This window comes from Methylophaga thiooxydans DMS010 (assembly GCF_000156355.1).
GTDB lineage: Bacteria > Pseudomonadota > Gammaproteobacteria > Nitrosococcales > Methylophagaceae > Methylophaga > Methylophaga thiooxydans.
Map to the genome: position 1 here is coordinate 14,559 of NZ_GG657906.1, position 17,907 is coordinate 32,465.

Consider the following 17,907-nt stretch of genomic DNA (forward strand, 5'->3'; position numbering starts at 1 on the left):
CCAATATATAAAGCGGAGAAAAGTGATGTTAATTGGTGTACCCAAAGAAATTAAAAATCACGAGTATCGAGTCGGTTTGACACCAGCAGGCGTGCGAGAGTTGAGTAAAGCCGGGCATTCTGTTCTGGTAGAACATGATGCCGGGGCAGCGATAGGGCTCTCTAATGACGCTTATCAGCAAGCAGGAGCAGAAATAGTAACGACGGCTGATGCTATTTTTCAACGTGCTGAGCTGATAGTAAAAGTAAAGGAGCCACTCGCAGCAGAACGACAACAACTCCGCCCCAATCAGATCTTATTCACATACCTACATTTAGCACCTGACGTTGAGCAAACGCGAGATTTGCTTAACTCCGGTGCAAGTTGTATCGCTTATGAAACAGTAACGGACGCGCGAGGAGGCTTACCGCTCTTGGCGCCCATGAGTGAAGTGGCAGGGCGGATGGCGATTCAAGCCGGTGCCCATGCCTTGGAAAAAACTCAGGGTGGGATGGGGGTTTTATTAGGCGGTGTGCCCGGTGTCGGACCAGCCAATGTGATTGTTTTGGGCGGCGGTGTCGTTGGTATTAATGCAGCAAGAATGGCGATGGGGCTTGGTGCTAATGTAACGGTATTGGATAAGTCTTTAGAACGCATAAAACAATTGGATGCGCAGTTTGGCCCACAACTCAAAACCTTGTTTGCTACCACCGAATCGATTGAGCAAAGCATACAAACGGCAGATATGGTGGTGGGAGCGATTTTATTACCCGGTGCGACAGCACCTAAGTTAATCACCAGAACGATGTTAGCATCGATGAAAACAGGCGCTGTATTAGTGGATGTTTCGATTGATCAGGGCGGTTGTTTCGAGAGCTCAAAACCGACAACGCACGATGCACCCACCTATCAAGAGCGGGGGGTGATTCATTATTGTGTGGCGAATATGCCGGGCGCTGTTGCCCGAACGTCAACATTTGCCCTCACCAATGCCACATTGCCTTTTATTTTGGCTTTAGCCCAAAAAGGGTTAAAGGTCGCCTTGTTGGATGATAAACACTTATTGGCCGGGTTAAATATTTATCAAGGTCAGGTGACGTACCAAGCGGTGGCTGAGGCACACGGTTATGACTATAGCAATCCCGAGTCGTTATTAAACTGAACGGCGGGATTCCAGATACGTTGCCATACCCATTGAACGCCCACACGGCGATTATTCTCGCTGCGAATACGGTTAGGCGTTGTCACTTGTACGCCGTTACCGTTGTCATAAGCCAACCTGAAACGAAAAAAGTAAGATGGCTCCATTCCCATTCGTAAATCAGAAGCAACAATGACATTCCCTTGTTTTTCCAGTTTAAATAAACCGTTGGTAAACCAATTTATGCGTTGATAGGCGGCCAGGTTTTGTGTCTTATCAATTAACCCAGCACCACGGTTATAGCGTTTGAATTGAAATGTATCGTCGTTTTCAAAGAGAGACTTAAAGCCTTCGTAGTAATGCTTGTCATCCACGACAACGATGCGCCATAACAAAGTATTGAAAGCGGTGGCCGACACTTGTAATTGAGAATACGTGATGTTTTGCAAAGCTAAGGCGTTTTTTGTTTGATTTTCCATCCACAGTTGAATGCCATACCCCCAAACAAGGTAGAGACAGCTAAACATAAAGCTATAACGCATTACTTTGTCACTGATCCTTTTTTCAGGTAGCACTAAAATCGCTAAAAAACCGGCTAGTAAAGGTATTGAATAGGTCGGATCGATGATAAACACACTACCGCCGGATACCGGCGGCGGCATCAAAGGCCAAAATAGTTGGGTACCATAGACTGTCAGTGCGTCCAGTCCAGCATGTGTGATTAAAACCAACCAGATGATGAGAAACCATTGCGAGAAACTAAATGTTTTATCAAAACGTTGTGCAAGCAATGCCAATATCGGTGCAATGGCGGTGTGAACAAACCAAGAGTGGGTCCAACTCCGGTGAAAGGTCATCGAGTCGAGGTCATTATCGTAGGGAATAAGCACATCAAGATCGGGTAAAACAGCAATTGTAGCTCCCCAAAGCATAGCTTTTCTGCGGGATGTTTTTCCAGCCACAACATATCCAACTGCACCACCTAGTAATGCTTGAGTAATAGTATCCATCTGATTTTTATAACCTTAATGGCCTCTTGTTAAGTCGTTTGAGGATGTAATCTGGTAGAGATGTTGCGGGAAAAAGTTCCCTGTTATACATTCAATGCTTAATCAAAACAGGCATTAGACCTGTCACGTAAATTCAACGATAACGCCATCATATGAAAAAGAATGCGCAACTGAGACAACCGACGCAAGCAGAAATTCAACCAGTGCTAAATGCTTTGAATACTGGACAACTAGGGGTAGCAGAATCTACCGCTAAGAAAATGCTTAAACAATTCCCCAATGCCTTTGTTTTGCATAATCTGTATGGCAATGCCTTGGCAGGGCAAAATAAATTTAAAGATGCGGTGGATGCTTTTCGAAAAGCATTAAAAATTGATCCTAATGTTGCAGAGCTTCATTTCAACGTCGGTATTTTATTAACTAACCTGAACCGCACCGAAGAGGCGATTAATAGTTATCGAAAAGCCGTCAGTTTAAAGTCGTCGCTAGTCGATGCGCACTATAATTTAGGTGCGGCGTATCAATCTCAGCAACAATTCGAAAAAGCAGGAAAAAGTTATCAAAAAGCAGTGGAACTGCAACCCGGCTTTTATGAAGCGATGGCAAATTTGGGCGTTGTACTTCAAGAGCAAGGCCGACTGGAAGAAGCAGTGGAAGCCTACAACAAAGCGTTGGCAGTTCAACAAGATGCGCAGACCTTTTTCAATCTGGGCACGGCATTAAAAAATCAGGGGAAGTTGGGGGATGCTATTGATGCTTACAATCAGGCGTTAGTGATCAATCCCGACTACGCTGAAGTGCATAGCAATATTGGCGAAGTCCTACGTGATCAAGGTCGTTATGATGAATCTGTAAAAGCGTATAAGCAGGCCTTAACGCTAGATCCTGATTTACCATTGGCAAACTACAGTTTGGCGGTGTATCTCTACGACAGTGGTGACTTACAGGGGGGATTGGAACATTTTCAGCGTTCTCAGTATGCCGATTGGCAGGAAAGGTCATTATATTGTTTGTATAAAACGCAACAATTTGATGCTTTTAAACAGGGCCTGGATGAGCTCAAGCGTAGTAAGGATAATTCCCCGTTCCTGGCGACCTTAGCTGGACATTATGCCGAAAATTTTAATACGGAGAATGACTATAATTTCTGCAAAAATCCGCTCGACTTTGTTTTTCATACAGCTATTCCCGAGTTAAAGGGCGACAGTGAACTGCTCAAACAATTATTGCAAGATATTGAAACCTGCGATGCCGAAGAGAAATCACAAGGTCGTTTGTTTAATGGTGTGCAATCAGCAGGTAACCTGTTCAAACGCTCTGAGCCTTCTTTCAGGCAACTCGCTGGTTTGGTTGCTGACGCAATTGAGCGTTATCGACAAACATTTTCTGATGAGAACTGCCAGTTTGTTAAGGCCTTTCCCAAGAACACTGAATTTGCCAGTTCATGGTATGTGCGCATGCACACAGGTGGTCATCTGACTTCCCATATTCATGAAGAAGGTTGGGTGAGTGGCTCGTTATATTTGTCATTGCCTACGAATAAGCAACATGAACATGAAGGCAGTATCGAGCTCAGCACGCATGGTGATGATTACCCCCAAAAACATGACTGCTTCCCGACCAAAACGATTGCGCCAGAAGTGGGCGATCTGGTGATGTTTCCTTCATCGGTGTTCCACCGTACTATTCCATTTAGTTCTGATGATGAACGGATTTGTATTGCGTTTGATCTCAAGCCGGTAGTTAACTAACGCTTACTTCACTCAAGCGGGTAGTGGTTCAGAATACTACACAGTCTGACTGCTCCCTCTCTCATGCCCTTATGTGGCTCAGTATAAAGGACGTTTTTTCGATGACTCAGACGCACAAGTCGTTTTTCTCAAGGTGGTCTGTGGCAGAAGTCATGCTTGTCATATTATTCTTACTGGCGCCGCTTTATTATCATCCCAATCTAGGCGGTGAGGGGCTGAGAATTCCCAACAACATTACTGTTTGGCTGATAGCAATCATTTTTATCACCTTTTCGATAAATAAAGTTATTAAAGCAGAGTTTTTTCAGTTACCACGCTATTTCGGTTATCTGACGGCTTTTCCGATTTTGGTGATATTGAGCGGTTTTCTGGCGGGTGTTGAGCAGCCACTAAACTGGTTATTTAGAGTGTTGTTTATTCTGGGTGGTTTTGCCTTTCTATTTAGTTTATTTCAACACAAATTAAAAGCGGGACGCTGGGATCGATTGTTGCTAATAATTGCCTTGTCCGGATTTATACACGCGGGTATTGGATTGCTGCAAATCTGGCTTAAGCTGGATATGCCTTTTTTATTACCCAAGTCACCACAGGGCATTCCCAGTGGCTTATTTCAGCAAATCAATAACCAGGCAAGCTATCTGGCCACATGTATTATCCTATCGTTTTATCTCGCTTCTAGACCTCTGGTATTTAAACGTCGATTCAATGTACAGGCTCTTCTGTTAGTCACAGTGCTTGTAAGCAGTATCGTTGTCGGACTATCTGGTTCAAGGACAGGTTGGTTAGCATTAGCCATAGCCTTGCCAGTAATCTTACTTGCCAGAAGAGAGCAACTTTGGAGCAATAAATCGCTTAGCGTCGTATTACTTGCCGCTCTGGTAAGCGGCTTTGTTTTTGGGACAATGAACAATGGTGGGAAAACCATAGATAAAACGGTCGCTATACAATCCGGATACTCTGGCTCTGCGCGCTTGGGTATTTATACTATTTCATTGGACTTACTAGCTCAAAAGCCTTGGTTTGGTCATGGCGTAGGAAGTTTTCCTCGCCAATTTCAATATGCCAGACCTGATTTTTACATTGAGTATCCAGAAGGCAAGCTCCCCAAACAAATGATTAATCATCCGCATAATGAGCTATTACAGTGGATGGTAGAGGGAGGGGTATCAGCTTTACTTGGCATTGTTATCAGCGTGACAGCTCTAGCTTTCGCCCTTTATAAGGTCGGCCCAGCACGAGGATTTAGCTATCTGGCTCTGCTCATACCTATAAGTTTACATACTCAGCTCGAATTGCCATTTTATATGTCAGCGCTGCACTGGCTTGTTTTTATGCTGCTAGTGGCTCAGATTTTCCAAGCGACCCTTAAGCAGCGCCAGAATCTAATGACTCCCTACGCTAAAAAGCTAGCATCAATCAGCATAGTGTTGACCAGTCTGCTAGTAGCAACGTCGTTGCTTCATACCATTAGAGCAAATTGGGATTTCGTGTTTTTCTATGATGGTGATCAATCTGGAGTGCCGTTGAGTATTGCTACACAGAACCCTTACCTTTCTAGTGAGGCTAAATGGATCTCTATGGGAGCTTTGCTTAATTTCAGTATTAAAAATGGTATCGATGAAAATGTAGTTTTTTTTACTGAATGGGGAGAACAAACTTTGCTAGTCAGGCCCGATGTTGACCTTTACATGAAGCTCATATCTGCTTATGACTTTTTGGGAAATAAAAACGCCTTTTGCACTAAGTTAATGCAAGCTTTAAAACTGTATCCTGACAATAAACAACTGACAGAGCTTAAGCATGTATGCAATAACTGACGCATTGTGTCACTTATTGACATTTATAGGCGAATCCTAATGAGTTTTGTGTGTAGGTTTATATTCTATATTGTTGATAAATATTAATATTTTTTTATGGCATAATTATAGCTATTACACCAGTAAGCAAATTTAAGTTTGCTGTCTTAATTTATAACGGAGTTACTTAGATGAAACAGATTCAAAAAGGTTTTACTTTGATCGAACTGATGATTGTTGTAGCAATTATCGGTATCTTAGCCGCGATTGCATTGCCTGCCTATCAGGACTATGTAGCTCGTTCACAGGTTTCTGAAGCAATGAATTTGGCCGGTGGTGCTAAAACGGCTGTTGCAGAAACATGGCAGACAAATGGTACATGGCCAACCACTAACGCTTCTGCGGGCTTAACCACTAACACCGATATTGAGGGTGAGTATGTTCTCTCTGTTACTGTAGGTGCTAACGGTGTAATAACTGCTGCTATGAGGAATGCTGCTCCGGTGGTCACTGGTCTTCGTGGCGACAACTTTACCCTGACTCCAACTGACAATGGTGGTTCCATATCATGGAATTGTGGTGGCACCGTTAATGCTGAGTACATGCCTTCTTCATGCAGATAATTAGCTTTGTATGATATCAAAGCCCTGCTAGCGCGGGGCTTTTTTATGCCTGAATTTCATTACAAGAAGACCATTATCTGACGTCTATACTCACTTCACTCGCATTCCAGGCTGAGCACCATCATCAGGATTTAAAACAAACAAGTCCTTACCCCCAGGACCTGCAGCCAATACCATTCCTTCTGATAGGCCAAAGCGCATTTTACGAGGTGCTAGGTTAGCGACCATTACGGTTAATTTCCCTATTAGGTCTTCAGGTGAGTAGGCTGATTTGATACCAGCAAACACCTGCTTTTCGCCGATACCAATATCCAAGGTTAGTTTTAATAATTTATCCGCACCTTCAACGTGCTCTGCATTAACGATTTTGGCAATACGTAAATCAACCTTGGCAAAGTCATCAAACTGAATTTCATCGGCAATCGGTTCAATGTCAGTTTTCTCTGACTTTTTATCTAAGTTTTTTGTCAGTTGTTTTTCAGCTTCCATGCTTTGTTTCGAGCCTTCAATAATGGCATCAATTTTGTCTTGTTCTACACGCGTCATTAATGGTTTGAACTTATTAATGTTATGATCCAATAAAGGTGCTTCGATATTTTCCCATTGAAGTGCTTCGATATTCAGAAACGCTTCAGCTTGTTCTGCCGTTTTCGGTAATACCGGTTTGAGGTAGGCAATCAACACACGAAAGAGGTTAATGCCCATGGTACAGATAGCCTGTACTTCAGCCTCTTTGCCGTCCTCTTTGGCCAGTACCCAGGGTTTCATTTCATCGATGTATTGGTTGGCACGATCGGCCAATGCCATAATCTCACGCATAGCTTGACCAAACTCCCGATCTTCGTAACGTTTGGCGATATTTTCTGCCTGTTTAATAAAGTCATTGAATAAACTTGGTTCGCTTAATTCTGAGCCAAGTTTGCCATCAAAGCGTTTTGTCAAAAAGCCAGCACAGCGACTGGCGATGTTGACAACTTTGCCTACTAAGTCCGAGTTAATGCGGGTCTGAAAGTCTTCTAAACTTAAGTCGATATCATCAATCCCGCTACCCAATTTGGCAGCAAAATAATAACGCAGATATTCTGGGTTCAAGTGATCCAGATAAGTTCGCGCTTTGATAAATGTGCCGCGTGATTTCGACATCTTTTTACCATCGACGGTTAAAAAGCCGTGAGCATAAACATTATCCGGTTGGCGGAAACCCGCCCCTTCGAGCATGGCTGGCCAGAACAGGGCGTGGAAGTAGATAATATCTTTACCGATAAAGTGCACCATTTCGGTATCACTGCCGGGCTTCATAAAGCTGTCGAAATCAATACCACTACGGTCACAGTAATTTTTGAAACTGGCGAGGTAGCCAATGGGCGCATCCATCCACACATAGAAAAATTTATTATCTGTGTCGGGAATCTGGAAGCCAAAGTAGGGTGCATCACGCGAAATATCCCAGTCCTGAAGCCCACTTTCAAACCATTCACTCAGTTTACGAGTGACTTCCGGTTGCAGGTGATCGCTGTGCGTCCATTCTTGCAGTGTTTTCTCAAAGTCACCGAGTTTAAAAAAGTAATGTTCGGATTCTTTGGTGATAGGTGTGGCACCGGAGACAGCAGAAACTGGATTTTTCAGTTCAGTCGGATCATAGGTTGCACCACACGCTTCGCAGTTATCGCCATACTGATCAGCGGCGCCACACTTAGGACATTCACCACGAATAAAACGATCCGGTAGAAACATTTCTTTTTCCGGATCATAAGCCTGGCTGATGGTACGTGTTTCAATATGACCGGCATCACGGTTTGCTAAATATATTTGGCTGGCTAAAGCGCGGTTTTCGTCGCTGTGCGTGCTATGGTAGTTATCAAAGCTAATCGCGAACTCTGCAAAGTCTGCTTGGTGTTCTGTCGACACATCGCTGATCAACTGTTCAGGAGTAATGCCTTCTTTCTGAGCACGCAGCATGATTGGAGTGCCGTGTGCATCATCAGCACAAACATAGTGACATTCATGGCCGCGCATACGTTGAAAGCGCACCCAGATATCGGTCTGGATATACTCCACCATATGACCAAGGTGAATGGAGCCATTAGCATAAGGTAGGGCACTGGTAACCAGAATTTTTCTTTGCATGAGTGAACCGATGAATAACCGTGTGGAAAAACGACAAAAGATACCAGAAATAGGCTTTCGGCACCATGAAGCTGATTATATATCACTGATATCCGCTCATCCTATTGTAAAGTTATACGTATTAGATTAGATTGAATTGAGCAACTCTTATATAAGACTTGGATTTTATGAGGTAATTAATGGAGCTGACATTACACGATATACATGCTGATTCTATCGAGCTTGCACTTGATAAAGCACGTCAGTATCGCTCCTTATTGGAACCGGAAATTGCGGAGAGTATCTGTTTGGATATTTTGCATATTGAACCGAGTAATCAGGCGGCTTTGGTTGTCTACATTCTTGCCTTGAGTGATCAGTTACATCATGCCGGTAAGAAAACACAGGTAAAAGCCATTGAAGAAGCAGTGATGCAATTACAAAGTCGCTATCAACAACATTATTACACGGGACTTTTACACGAACGCCGAGCGCGGTTCATGCTTACACAAAGCATGGCGCGGGTGTTTGCTTATGATTACTTTATCGAAGCGCTACAATTTTATCAGATGGCAGAGAAAATTCGACCAGAACATAATGACGAAGCAACATTACGCTGGAATAGTTGCATCAGAACGATAGAGCGCGAAAAGCTAAAACCAAGACCAGACAGTAAGGATGCCCGACTGGACATGGAAAGCTGATGAAATTACTACAGTTACAAAAACGTTCTATGGCATTGGCCGGTAGTGTGATGACGGTGTATCTGGTCTTTCATATGCTGAGCAATCTCAGTTTTTTTTCTGATAATGGCTTTAACCAGTTTTACGCCTTCTACAACCAAGCCTGGGTCCGGTGGCCGGTTCTTGCTTTGGTGATCATCAGCCTTTTTATTCATGTCAAAGCCGCAATTGCGATAAGACTAAAAAACAGTCAGGCCAGAGGTCAGGGCTATCACAAACATAACAAAATTCATGTGCCAGCGCCGCTCGTCACAATTAGCATCGCCTTACTGTTTACCTTTATCGTGGTGCATATCACGCAAAGTGTGTTGAGTGAAGCCACCGATGTGTACGCAGTAGTAACGGACTGGTTTACGTCAACATTCTGGTTTTTATTCTATTTGGCGGGTTTGTTTATTATGGCCATGCATTTATTGCACTCGCTGGTGAATGTGATGCAGACCTTGGGAGTCAGTTCAAAAATGCATGCAGCGTTGATCTATAGCAGTGTCGTCATGCTGAGCCTCGGTTTTGCTGCGGTGCCGGTTTATATTTGGATGACACAATGAGTGAGCTTGAATTAGATAGTCACGCGCCTAAAGGCCCATTACAAGATCGCTGGAAACAGCATAAATACAACGCACGCGTTGTCAGCCCCTCTAATCGTAAAAAATACACGGTTATTATTGTCGGTACGGGACTAGCAGGTGCATCGGCTGCGGCTTCTCTGGGTGAGATGGGCTATAAGGTGAAAACGTTTTGTTTTCAGGACAGCCCACGCCGTGCCCACAGTATCGCTGCGCAAGGTGGCATTAATGCAGCCAAAAACTATCAGAATGATGGTGACAGTGTCTGGCGTCTATTTTATGACACGATTAAAGGGGGTGACTTTCGTGCCCGTGAATCGAATGTGTTTCGGCTCGCAGAGCTCAGTACCTCAATCATTGATCAGGCGGTAGCGCAGGGTGTCCCCTTTGCCAGAGAGTATTCAGGATATTTGGCAAACCGCTCATTTGGTGGAGCACAGGTATCCAGAACGTTTTATGCGAGAGGGCAGACAGGACAACAATTGCTACTAGGTGCATACCAAGCCATGAGCCGCCAAGTGGCGTGTGGCACAGTTGAGCATCGTTCTCGCTGCGAAATGCAGGATCTGATCATGGATGGAGACAGAGCAATAGGGATTGTTACCCGTGATTTAGTGACCGGGGAGCTGGAAAGCCATCTCGCTGATTGTGTGGTGCTCTGCACAGGTGGTTATAGCAATGCCTTCTATTTATCTACCAATGCCAAAGGCTGTAATACTTCTGCTATCTGGCGTGCACATCGCAAAGGTGCTTTGTTTGCGAATCCTAGTTTTACCCAAATACATCCAACCTGCATTCCTCAGCAAGGCGAGTTACAGTCAAAACTCACCCTGATGAGTGAGTCGTTGCGCAATGACGGCAGAGTGTGGGCACCTAAGAATGCAGCAGACTGTGACAAAAAGCCTGAAGAGATTGCTGAAAAGGATCGTGATTATTTCCTTGAGCGCATGTATCCCTCTTTCGGTAACCTTGTTCCCAGAGACATAGCTTCACGTGCTGTAAAGCTTATCTGTGATGAAGGGCGTGGTGTCGGCACAGAAATTGATGGAAAAAAACTAGGCGTGTATCTCGACTTTGCAGATGCGATCAAAGCACAAGGGCTGGACGCAGTTAGTGAAAAGTATGGCAACTTATTCCAAATGTATCAGCGTATTACTGCCGAAAATCCCTACCAAACCCCGATGCGGATTTATCCTGCCGTGCATTACACTATGGGCGGCTTATGGGTCGACTATAATTTGATGACCAGTATTGATGGCCTGTTTGCCGGCGGTGAAGCGAATTTTTCAGATCACGGTGCCAATCGGCTAGGCGCCAGTGCTTTGATGCAAGGCTTGGCGGATGGTTATTTTGTGTTACCCACGACAGTGTCCGATTATCTGGCAAAACATAAACCAATCAAAGCAGACACCTATGCTGGTCATGCAGAGCAGGCAAAGGCCGAGGCAGAAGCGCGCATCAAGAGGCTAATGAACGCAGCAGAGCCTTCCATTACCCCTGATGATTTCCACCGTCGTTTGGGGCAAATATTGTGGCATGCCTGTGGTATGGCGCGAGAGCAAAAAACCTTGAAACAAGCTATTGATGCGATTCGTGCGTTACGTGAGGACTTCTGGCAGAAAGTAAAAGTCACCGGTGAAGCTGAACAGCTCAACCAGACTTTGGAGCGGGCAGGTCGAGTAGCTGACTTTTTTGAACTGGCAGAGTTAATGTGTCTGGATGCACTGGAACGTGAAGAGTCGTGCGGTTGTCACGCTCGTGAAGAGCATCTAACAGAAGCGGGCGAAGCACAGCGTAATGATATGGATTACTCCTTCGTGTCGGCTTGGCAATATAGTGGTGATGTCAGTCAACCAACACTTTATCGTGAGTATCTGCATTTTGATTTTGTTCGACCTAGCATAAGAAACTACCAATGATTTTTAAACTGAATATTTGGCGCCAAGAGAGTCCAGAAACAGAAGGGTATTTCGAGAAGCATGAGGTCGATGCCAGTGAAGATTCCTCGTTTCTGGAAATGCTGGACGCGTTGAACGAGAGTCTAATCCTTAAAGGGGCTAAGCCTGTCGCTTTCGACTTCGACTGTCGAGAAGGTATATGTGGCTCATGTAATCTGGTAATTAATGGTACGCCGCATGGAAAGCAGCGCGCGACGACAAGCTGTCAGCAATACATGCGTGACTACAAAAATGAGAGCGAATTGTGGATCGAGCCTTGGCGTGCGACTGCATTTCCGGTGATAAAAAGATTTGATGGTCGACCGCACGGCTTTTGATCGTATTATTCAGCTGGTGGGTATATTCCAATTCGCACTGGTTCTGCTTGTGAAGCGAATACTTTACCGATAAAAAAACATATTGCTGATGCAGCCTTTGATGCCGCTACCTGCATAGGCTGCGGCGCTTGTGTAGCGATATGTCCCAATGCCTCGGCGAGCTTGTTCGTGGCAGCAAAAGTAGCACACCTATCTACCTTGCCACAGGGTGATATGGATAAAAAGAGGCCAGCAAAAATGTTGAAAGCGATGGAAGATGAAGGCTTTGGAAGCTGTAGTAATTATCGTGAGTGTGAAAGTGTGTGCCCTAAAGAAATTAACGTGTCTGCCATTACAACAATGAACCGGCTCCTATACCGAAGTCGTTGAGATTAGCATTGTTTACCACCCTGTGAAATAACGCTATAGTCGTATGGTATATGATTGGTCTTCAAGTTCATTGGGGGTAGGAATGGAATTCGCTGTGGGCATTGGAGTGATCGCCATCATCATGTTCTTAGTGTTGGTGACTGTAAAAAGAAAAGCGAGGAAAGATGTTGCATCCGCATCCGTTAACCGTCCTTCATATGCCGCCGTTAAAATCAAACCAATTAAGCATCACTCATGCCAGGCCGCCTATGATGCTTCTTACCGCACTTTTTTAGCCAGCGAAGCACCCACGTTACCTTTACGTGATTGCGGCAACCCTAACAACTGTCGATGCAGCTATATGCACTATGACGACAGACGTCACTCATACCGAAGGTCGCCCAGCCTCAATATCAGTGATTATGAATACGGTCAGGATAAAGAGCGTAGAGTGGGTAGCAGGTTAGGCAGACGTAAAACTGACTGATAATTCTCCACTAATGCCCGCCATTACGATGACTAGAGACGATTAGTCGAGACTGTTATGCTTCAGTTACAAAAACGGATTCAGTCATAACCGGAGCTTTATGCTTGGCTGACATCACTTAGTGTTGATGTATCTCATTAAGAGTGGATAAATTTATAGTGAAACAACCGCAGCAAACTACGTTATCATCTGCCACCGTTGTTGGATGGCGAGAGTGGCTTTCATTACCTGCTTTAGGTATTGAACGTATTAAAGCAAAAGTTGATACTGGGGCTAGAACCTCTGCTATTCATGCGTTTGAAGTCGAGCCATTCCAAAAACAAAATGCACAATGGGTTCGATTTGCACTCCACCCCAACCAAGATGATACAGAAACGGTGATTTGGTGTGAGGCCGAGGTGATTGACGAACGTAACGTGACAGATTCTGGTGGTCATACAGAAAAGCGTTTCGTTATTCTTACGGAAGTCAAAATGGGCCCATTAACGTGGCCAATTGAAGTTACCCTGACAAATCGAGATAACATGTTATTTCGGATGTTGCTGGGAAGAACAGCGATGACGGCGGGTCATATTATTGTTAATCCAAGCATGTCTTTTTTAACCGATGAGAGTCAAGGCCCTCATAACGATACGCAGCCCACAAACGAAATTCTCGATGGAGAAAGTGAATGAAATTAGCCATATTGTCACGCAATCCCAAGTTGTATTCAACACGAAGACTGGTGGAAGCTGCTGAAGCAAAAGGCCATGAAGTGCATGTGTTGGATGTGTTGCGCTGTTATATGAACATCACATCGCTTAAACCGGAAGTGCATTACAAAGGCCAGATTTTAACTGGCTATGATGCAGTGATTCCGCGTATCGGTGCATCGGTGACATTTTACGGTACTGCTGTACTTCGACAGTTTGAGATGATGAATGTCTATCCACTCAATGAATCAGTCGCAATCAGTCGCTCACGGGATAAGCTACGTGCCTTGCAGTTATTATCGCGTAAAGGTATTGGTCTGCCAGTGACAGGCTTTGCTCACCGCCCTGATGATGTGGATGACTTGATTAAAATGGTGGGAGGCGCGCCATTAGTGATTAAGCTACTTGAAGGTACACAAGGTATCGGTGTGGTGTTAGCCGAGACTGAGCAGGCGGCAGAGAGTGTCATCGAAGCTTTCATGGGAATGAAAGCAAATATTCTAGTGCAAGAATTTATCAAAGAAGCAGGTGGGTCTGATATTCGCTGTTTGGTGGTGGGTGATAAAGTCATTGCAGCGATGAAACGTCAGGGACAAGAAGGTGAGTTCCGTTCCAACCTTCATCGTGGTGGCAGTGCCAACCTGATCCGTATTACCCCTGAAGAACGTTCTACAGCGGTTCGAGCTGCAAAAACCATGGGGTTAAATGTGTGTGGTGTTGATTTGCTGAGATCCAATCATGGCCCTGTAGTCATGGAGGTGAACTCATCTCCCGGGCTTGAAGGCATTGAAGCTGCCACAGGTAAAGATATTGCCAACCAAATAATCGAGTTTATCGAAAAAAATGCCAAGGCCGGTAAAACGAAAACCCGGGGGAGAGGCTAGTTATATGGCCGAGCCGTTGGTGATTGCCGGTGAAGAAATTTATCCTGGTCAAAACAGAATCGTCGAGGTTCCACTACCGGATCTGTACATGCATACATCCCTCAGTATGCCTATTCATGTGATTCGAGGTCGTCAAAAAGGCCCGGTGCTATTCGTCTCAGCGGCGGTGCATGGTGACGAAATTAATGGCGTTGAGATAATTCGCCGCGTGGTGAAAAGTAAGTCGCTTAAAGCATTAAAAGGTACGTTGATAGCCATCCCTGTGGTTAATGTCTATGGCTTTCTAAATCAGTCACGATATCTACCCGATAGACGAGATTTGAATCGCTGTTTTCCTGGTTCAGTGGAAGGTTCTCTAGCCGCTCGTTTAGGTCATCAGTTTATGCGGGAAGTGGTTAGCCATTGTACGCATGGTATTGATTTACACACAGCAGCAATACATCGTGACAACTTACCGCAGATTCGTGCTGATCTAACAAACCCTGATGTGGAAATGATGGCGCGTGCCTTTAACGCTCCCGTCGTTGTTAACTCCAGTCTAATTGAGGGGTCGCTTCGCTATGCGGCGCAGCAGTCAGAAGTGCCCATCATTGTTTATGAAGCAGGGGAGGCGCTACGTTTCAATGAAATGTCTATTCGTGCTGGAGTAAAGGGTGTGCTGGCGGTCATGCGTGAAATCGGCATGCTTGCAGCCAGTCGGCGACGTAAGAAAAAAGATCCTTTTGTTGCAAGCTCCAGTGTTTGGGTTCGAGCACCTCAAAGTGGTATTTTTCGAATGATTGTTCCCATGGGGGCGAGTGTTAATAAAGGTGATTTGCTGGGAATGGTGGCGGCACCTTATGGCAAAGAACAATCAGAAACCGAAGTGTTTGCTTCAAGTTCAGGCATAGTGATCGGCAGAACCAATATTCCTTTAGTGAATGAAGGTGAAGCGCTATTTCATATTGCACGTTTCAACAAACCTGACGAGGTGGCAGATAGTGTGTTGGCGTTTCACTCAGATTTGGATCCGGCAACTGATACTGCAGTACCCGAAGAAATGCCGATCATTTAAGTTTCTGAGTCCCTTAAAAGAAAAAACCCCTCATGGGAATGAACCATGAGGGGGTAAAGGGAAACATAAAACTTGAATCCATGTCGTGTGACAACGTCCCACCAAATCTTATGTAACAGCTAGCTTAAGCTAAGCTTTAGCTGCTAGTTACCCCTCGTTTTAGGGGGGGGCTCAATCCGGGATACTGAGAATAATCCGGCATCCGCCAGACGCAGGTTGTTCGATATTCAAGCTTCCGCCGAGTTGTTTAGCTCGCGTTTTCATATTGCTGATGCCATGGCCTGGTGATTTGAGACTATCCGGGGTGAACTGACCGTTATCCTGAATCAAAATTTGAAAGCCATGCGGTGATTGCTTGGCGCTGAATTCGATGGAGCTTGCCTTGGCATGCTTTAAAATATTGGTAAATGCTTCTTGCAGGATACGTAGCAAATGTAGGCCAGTTTGAGGCTTGATATTGAGCTGCTCAGCTTTGTCATCCACATGCCAGTCCAATTCAATATCAAGTTGTTCCAGTTTTCTGCTGGTTCGATATTTAAAGTCAGCCAGTAACGACGATAAAACACTGTTTTGCATACTTAAAGAATGAATGATCAAGCGTAAATCGTTAAGGCATTCGGTTAAAACAGTATATATATTCTGCTTGATTTGTGAGTCTTGCTCTCGCTCTAATAAGGCGAGAGAGGCCACCAACTGGCCCCCAATACCATCATGCATATCACGCATGATGCGCTCTCTTTCTTCGAGTATAGCCTTACTACGTTCAAGGTCGATGGTTTCCTGGCGTTGTTGTGCCAAGGCGGTATTTTTTTCAGATAACTGGCTAACGGTATAGTTTAAAGATGCAGTTGCAGCACTGACTTTTTCTTGTAGATCCGCATCGTTTTGCTGTAATGAGTCGATCATTTTATTAAACGTGCGTTGAAATTTGAGTAGCTCGCCTGAGCCATTTTCATGCGAACGAACAGAAAAATCTCTTTGCTCTAAACGGTGAGCAGAAGAAATGAGGGAACTGATTGCATTAGTTAATTTACGGCTAAACAGGTAAACGAATAAACAACCCAGTAGTAGGGCAATAAAAGCAATCCCCAGCACTTTTGTGTAGGCCTGAAAGCGTTGTGCTTCTGCTGAATTGTTGTTGAGGCCGATTTCAATAATACCTAAATCGTCAGCGGTGTTAATTGGCGGCGTCGCTCTAAAGTCATCCAGGTTTGGTGCTTGCGTACGCACCGGGAAATTAAACTCACGTAAATCTCCTTTTTGTCTAAATGCTTTTTCATGAATCAGTAATTGACCGGTTGAGTCAATGAAGCGTATGTAGGCTAAGTCATGGGTTTTAATCATTAAATCGGCGACGTTTTTTAATGCATCCACATCGCCTGTGTAGAGGGGAAACTCAGACATGATAGATGCTTGATTGGCAATACTTTCACCTCGCTTAACCACCTCTGATTCAATGTTATCGAGCACTTCAAACAAAATAAATAAGGTAATGACTGCAATCGTTAGCAGTAACGGCATAACAGTGATGAGTAGTAACTGAGTTTTGAGTTTCGTCGCGAACATCAGTTTTTATTACCTTCAGGTAAAATTTCTGGAATTGTAATTTTTAATGCGCGTGCGATATTTTTATTAAACTCGATTTCAAAGTTGGGGTAAACAATACCGTGTTCAGGAAGCTTTCCTTGCTGCTCCCACTGCATGATTAATTGCACTGTTTTGTCTGTCGTCTGAGGCAAGGTAGCGTAAACCGATGCTAATGCACCTGCTTTGAGAAAACGTTTGGAATAACCAATAACAGGGACATTGAATTTATAACTTTGATACAGCATCCATTTTGCGTTTTCGCCCGACCAGATGTGCTCGTCTCTTACAGCCAACAATGCACCCGCATTAAATAAGGCTTTATCAATGACTTTGGCTGGTTGACTGTTTTCATCCACTAACAGCACCTCAAATGGTATGCCGGACTGGTTATTGAGCTTACTGATTTCATCCCGCAAAAGTTGGTTTTCTTCTGATATGGCCACGATCACTTTGTCACGATAACGTCCTGCGACAATGGTGCTGGCTAGATCAAATAGTCGCTGTACCGGTTGATCAATTACCACTGCAGCCCACTCAGAATCAGTGTGGGGAGGAATTTGTGTCCTATCAATGAAGCTATATAAATGCGAGTTTCGCTCGAATGAAGAATGTATGTTGAGGGCGGCTTGTTCACCTAACGGCACAATTAAATCTTTAGGGTGAAGCACTTTTTTATGCAAAGACTGAGTTGAGCTGATGTGAATTGGTTTACTAAAACCCTGCGTTTTGAGCTCAGCCTGAACAGCTTTAGCAGCTTGCTGATAGAGTTCATTGTTGTCAGACAAGACGATATACACTGAGCCAGTGTCTGCCTGGCTCAGTGTGGCAACTAGCAGCAAAAAGAGTGCTAGAAAATGTCTCACTT

Annotated in this window: 17 protein-coding genes; 13 read left to right on the forward strand and 4 right to left on the reverse strand. The window is 44.5% G+C overall.

Annotated features, from left to right (window positions below):
- Window positions 1-25 precede the first annotated feature (25 nt).
- Entirely contained in the window at window positions 26-1,141 is a 1,116-nt protein-coding gene (ald, locus tag MDMS009_RS13855; protein ID WP_043888387.1) for an alanine dehydrogenase, read from the forward strand.
- Here the strand turns inward: ald and MDMS009_RS13860 are convergent.
- Entirely contained in the window at window positions 1,111-2,130 is a 1,020-nt protein-coding gene (locus MDMS009_RS13860) for a metal-dependent hydrolase (protein WP_008292246.1), read from the reverse strand. The two genes, ald and MDMS009_RS13860, sit on opposite strands and share 31 nt — an antisense overlap.
- Before the next feature lie 152 nt (window positions 2,131-2,282).
- On the opposite strand from MDMS009_RS13860, the gene MDMS009_RS13865 reads away from it, so the two are divergent.
- The 3 genes from MDMS009_RS13865 (at window position 2,283) to MDMS009_RS13875 (ending at window position 6,300) form a co-directional block, all read left to right on the forward strand.
- Complete coding sequence (locus MDMS009_RS13865; RefSeq protein ID WP_008292282.1) at window positions 2,283-3,881, forward strand: tetratricopeptide repeat protein; 1,599 nt, start codon at window positions 2,283-2,285, stop codon at window positions 3,879-3,881.
- A gap of 140 nt (window positions 3,882-4,021) precedes the next feature.
- Window positions 4,022-5,698, forward strand: a complete 1,677-nt coding sequence (locus MDMS009_RS13870; protein WP_161596153.1) for an O-antigen ligase family protein — start codon at window positions 4,022-4,024, stop codon at window positions 5,696-5,698.
- Window positions 5,699-5,868: 170 nt separating this feature from the next.
- Window positions 5,869-6,300, forward strand: a complete 432-nt coding sequence (locus tag MDMS009_RS13875) for a pilin (RefSeq protein WP_008292204.1) — start codon at window positions 5,869-5,871, stop codon at window positions 6,298-6,300.
- Between the two features lie 90 nt (window positions 6,301-6,390).
- Here MDMS009_RS13875 and metG read toward each other — a convergent pair whose 3' ends face one another.
- The gene (metG, locus tag MDMS009_RS13880; protein WP_008292264.1) at window positions 6,391-8,427 is read right to left on the reverse strand and encodes a methionine--tRNA ligase; all 2,037 of its coding nucleotides are present in this window, start codon (window positions 8,425-8,427) and stop codon (window positions 6,391-6,393) included.
- 179 nt (window positions 8,428-8,606) lie between these two features.
- On the opposite strand from metG, the gene MDMS009_RS13885 reads away from it, so the two are divergent.
- The 9 genes from MDMS009_RS13885 to MDMS009_RS13920 all read left to right on the forward strand — a co-directional run bounded on the left by MDMS009_RS13885 (window position 8,607) and on the right by MDMS009_RS13920 (window position 15,455).
- Window positions 8,607-9,110 carry a hypothetical protein gene (locus tag MDMS009_RS13885; RefSeq protein ID WP_008292146.1) on the forward strand — a complete coding sequence of 168 codons (504 nt, stop codon included), beginning with the start codon at window positions 8,607-8,609 and terminating at the stop codon, window positions 9,108-9,110.
- Window positions 9,110-9,697 (forward strand): succinate dehydrogenase cytochrome b subunit, encoded by a 588-nt coding sequence (locus MDMS009_RS13890; protein ID WP_008292070.1) that lies wholly within the window; start codon window positions 9,110-9,112, stop codon window positions 9,695-9,697. The genes MDMS009_RS13885 and MDMS009_RS13890 overlap by 1 nt, the downstream gene beginning before the upstream one ends.
- Window positions 9,694-11,634, forward strand: a complete 1,941-nt coding sequence (locus tag MDMS009_RS13895) for a fumarate reductase/succinate dehydrogenase flavoprotein subunit (protein ID WP_043888388.1) — start codon at window positions 9,694-9,696, stop codon at window positions 11,632-11,634. The genes MDMS009_RS13890 and MDMS009_RS13895 overlap by 4 nt, the downstream gene beginning before the upstream one ends.
- Window positions 11,631-11,990, forward strand: coding sequence for a 2Fe-2S iron-sulfur cluster-binding protein (locus tag MDMS009_RS16550; RefSeq protein ID WP_237700534.1), 360 nt, complete (start codon window positions 11,631-11,633; stop codon window positions 11,988-11,990). Before MDMS009_RS13895 ends, MDMS009_RS16550 begins: the two co-directional genes overlap by 4 nt.
- Before the next feature lie 81 nt (window positions 11,991-12,071).
- Window positions 12,072-12,359: a 4Fe-4S dicluster domain-containing protein gene (locus tag MDMS009_RS16555; protein WP_272941082.1), complete on the forward strand. Its 288-nt coding sequence runs from the start codon at window positions 12,072-12,074 to the stop codon at window positions 12,357-12,359.
- Window positions 12,360-12,441: 82 nt separating this feature from the next.
- Window positions 12,442-12,825: a hypothetical protein gene (locus MDMS009_RS13905; protein WP_008292177.1), complete on the forward strand. Its 384-nt coding sequence runs from the start codon at window positions 12,442-12,444 to the stop codon at window positions 12,823-12,825.
- A 158-nt stretch (window positions 12,826-12,983) separates the two neighbouring features.
- The gene (locus MDMS009_RS13910) at window positions 12,984-13,499 is read left to right on the forward strand and encodes an ATP-dependent zinc protease family protein (protein WP_008292189.1); all 516 of its coding nucleotides are present in this window, start codon (window positions 12,984-12,986) and stop codon (window positions 13,497-13,499) included.
- Window positions 13,496-14,401, forward strand: coding sequence for a 30S ribosomal protein S6--L-glutamate ligase (gene rimK, locus MDMS009_RS13915; RefSeq protein ID WP_008292171.1), 906 nt, complete (start codon window positions 13,496-13,498; stop codon window positions 14,399-14,401). Before MDMS009_RS13910 ends, rimK begins: the two co-directional genes overlap by 4 nt.
- Before the next feature lie 4 nt (window positions 14,402-14,405).
- Window positions 14,406-15,455, forward strand: a complete 1,050-nt coding sequence (locus MDMS009_RS13920; RefSeq protein ID WP_008292229.1) for a succinylglutamate desuccinylase/aspartoacylase family protein — start codon at window positions 14,406-14,408, stop codon at window positions 15,453-15,455.
- 171 nt (window positions 15,456-15,626) lie between these two features.
- Here the strand turns inward: MDMS009_RS13920 and MDMS009_RS13925 are convergent, their stop codons facing one another.
- Complete coding sequence (locus MDMS009_RS13925) at window positions 15,627-17,021, reverse strand: sensor histidine kinase (protein WP_043888389.1); 1,395 nt, start codon at window positions 17,019-17,021, stop codon at window positions 15,627-15,629.
- Window positions 17,021-17,905, reverse strand: a complete 885-nt coding sequence (locus tag MDMS009_RS13930; protein ID WP_154647054.1) for a hypothetical protein — start codon at window positions 17,903-17,905, stop codon at window positions 17,021-17,023. Before MDMS009_RS13930 ends, MDMS009_RS13925 begins: the two co-directional genes overlap by 1 nt.
- Window positions 17,906-17,907 lie beyond the last annotated feature (2 nt).